The organism is Methanoregula sp. (assembly GCF_002835825.1).
Taxonomy (GTDB): domain Archaea; phylum Halobacteriota; class Methanomicrobia; order Methanomicrobiales; family Methanospirillaceae; genus Methanoregula.
In genome coordinates, this window is the sequence record NZ_PIZH01000374.1 from 1 (window position 1) to 2,075 (window position 2,075).

The following is a 2,075-nucleotide window of genomic DNA, read 5'->3' on the forward strand; positions in this document are numbered from 1 at the left end:
CAAGAACCACCCGCAGGAGACTGAACCCTTGCGTAATGCCCTGACCATCAACGTCACGGACTTCTTCCGCGACAAGGAGGTCTGGGACGAGGTGAAAAATGTCATCCTGCCGGCGCTCTTTTCCCAGAAGAAGCGGATCTCGATCTGGTGCGCAGGCTCATCTACCGGGGAAGAACCCTATACCCTGGCCATCCTCCTCCACGAGGCCCTTGTCAATCACAAGGACTGGTCGGGGGTTATCACGGCAACCGACATTGACGAGGTGGTCCTGGCCAAGGCAAAGGCCGGAATTTTTGAGGAGAAGGCGATCCAAAAACTCCCGACTGTGCTGGTCCAGCGTCATTTTACCAAACGCCCGGATGGCCTGTACGAGGCCAAGCCCCACTTAAAGGAACTCCTCCGTTTCCGTCACCATGACCTGATGAGTGGTTTCCCCCCTGTACGGTATGTCGACCTTATCACCTGCCGGAACGTGACCATCTACTTTACCGAAAAACAGAAAGACGACCTTGCCCGCATGTTCCATGCAGCGCTTGTTTCAGACGGATTTTATATCATGGGCAAGACAGAGTATCTCGGGCGCCAGGTCGAGGATCTCTTTGCTCCCCGGAATCCAACCCAGAAGGTTTTTGTAAAAAAGGAAAAACCACTTCAATCCCGGCCGGCTCAGTGAGGCGGCTGGTCATCTTTTTCCTGAGCTTCGCCCCGCACAAAGTCCCTGGTGAGGCTTTGTTGTAGCTCTTTTCGTGCAGCATGGAGCTTGAGCTGGTTCATGACAGTCATGATATTCAGGCCAATGATGATGAGAACGAGGAGCAGGCTAACCCAGAGCATGACGCCCTGTGCCGAGAGGAAAGCAGCCCAGAGCAGGACAACAAAGGAAATGAGGTAAAAAACAACCCATGTGCGAAGTCCGGGCATCTCCATACAGAACCATTTTCCCGGGGAGGATATAATCCATGCGGCTTGTTTCTGTCGGATGTCGCGGGAGAGTCGATGCACGGTTCGGCAAAATGCATTTCCCCTTCTTTGCCCTTAATATCGTCATATTTTTTTACAGTGGATTCTATTATTACATGTGGAGAAAGGAGACCTTATCACCCTCATCGGCGGAGTCATCCTTGTCTTTGTCATCGCCCTTGTCTTGAACCCCCAGTACCTCTCGGGCTTTCCCGGAATCAGCGAAAAGCCGGCACACACACCGGTCCAGACTGTCGTTTCCACGGTTCACCATACCCCCGTTCTTCCGGTCACTGCGGTAACCCCGTTCACTGCTCCGGTTACCATAACTCCCACGGCTGAGCCGACCATTGCCCCGCCTTACCGTCTTTTTTACAACAGCAGCCCCTTCTCCTATCCACGGTTCAAGATGCCGGATAATATCTATATCTATGGCGCCGGGGACATTCCGTTCCGCGGCCGCGAGATGGTAACCTTTGCCTTCATCAACGAGTCAAGGGGGGGACTGACCCAGAGGTTCAGTGTTCCGTACCCGGTCTGGTCCCTGAATGCAACAGTAAATGCCGAGCGTACACCCCAGTACGGGAACTTCAAGATGGTCCTCTGTTACGCGAACAATGGTACGGTCATCGATGGCATGGAGATCCTGAACCGCGGGTCGATGACCCGGGTTATCCAGACCTACGGAGTGGATGTGTACATGATCATTACGACTGCATATATCGACAGCTACCAGATCGATCTCGAGACGCCAAAGGACTATTACGTCCAGTACTCGCCACGGTAACCTTCAGTAACATTCTGGTCCGGATTGTCCCGGATAATGGGGGAAAATTGGGACGATCAGAGTTTTTCAACCGTGATCCTGACCCGGTCCCCGTTTTTCAGGGGATGCCCTTTCGGGATGTCGATGTTGAACCAGAGTGCTTTGGGGTTCTCCTGGTTTGAGTCCTGGGACATCAGGCAGTCCTTGTGTTCATTGATATTAGCAATAAACTCGATTGCGGATTCAAATTCCAGTACTGTAGTCATGATAAAAGGGGAGATAATTGTTCACTAATTCTAGATGGCACGCGAGGTGACCATCCAGGTAGTGCTGTTCGAGTAGCTCCACC

The 2,075-nt window shown here is 52.6% G+C and carries 4 protein-coding genes; 2 read left to right on the plus strand and 2 right to left on the minus strand.

Going from position 1 to position 2,075, the window contains the following annotated elements; translation table 11 throughout:
- Positions 1–673 (plus strand): protein-glutamate O-methyltransferase CheR (locus CW742_RS11205; RefSeq protein ID WP_292420417.1); only part of this gene is annotated, 673 nt, incomplete at its 5' end.
- Here CW742_RS11205 and CW742_RS11210 read toward each other — a convergent pair.
- Positions 667–927 carry a hypothetical protein gene (locus tag CW742_RS11210; RefSeq protein WP_292420419.1) on the minus strand — a complete coding sequence of 87 codons (261 nt, stop codon included), beginning with the start codon at positions 925–927 and terminating at the stop codon, positions 667–669. The genes CW742_RS11205 and CW742_RS11210 overlap by 7 nt on opposite strands.
- A gap of 151 nt (positions 928–1,078) precedes the next feature.
- Here CW742_RS11210 and CW742_RS11215 point away from each other — a divergent pair, with 151 nt between their 5' ends.
- Positions 1,079–1,747: a hypothetical protein gene (locus CW742_RS11215; RefSeq protein ID WP_292420421.1), complete on the plus strand. Its 669-nt coding sequence runs from the start codon at positions 1,079–1,081 to the stop codon at positions 1,745–1,747.
- Positions 1,748–1,803: 56 nt separating this feature from the next.
- Here CW742_RS11215 and CW742_RS11220 read toward each other — a convergent pair whose 3' ends face one another.
- Positions 1,804–1,992: a hypothetical protein gene (locus tag CW742_RS11220; RefSeq protein ID WP_292420423.1), complete on the minus strand. Its 189-nt coding sequence runs from the start codon at positions 1,990–1,992 to the stop codon at positions 1,804–1,806.
- Positions 1,993–2,075 lie beyond the last annotated feature (83 nt).

Bases quoted from the DNA above. Each gene is read 5' to 3' on its own strand.
- CW742_RS11210 (WP_292420419.1), bottom strand. From the start codon at position 927: ATGGAGATGCCCGGACTTCGCACATGGGTTGTTTTTTACCTCATTTCC.
- CW742_RS11220 (WP_292420423.1), bottom strand. From the start codon at position 1,992: ATGACTACAGTACTGGAATTTGAATCCGCAATCGAGTTTATTGCTAAT.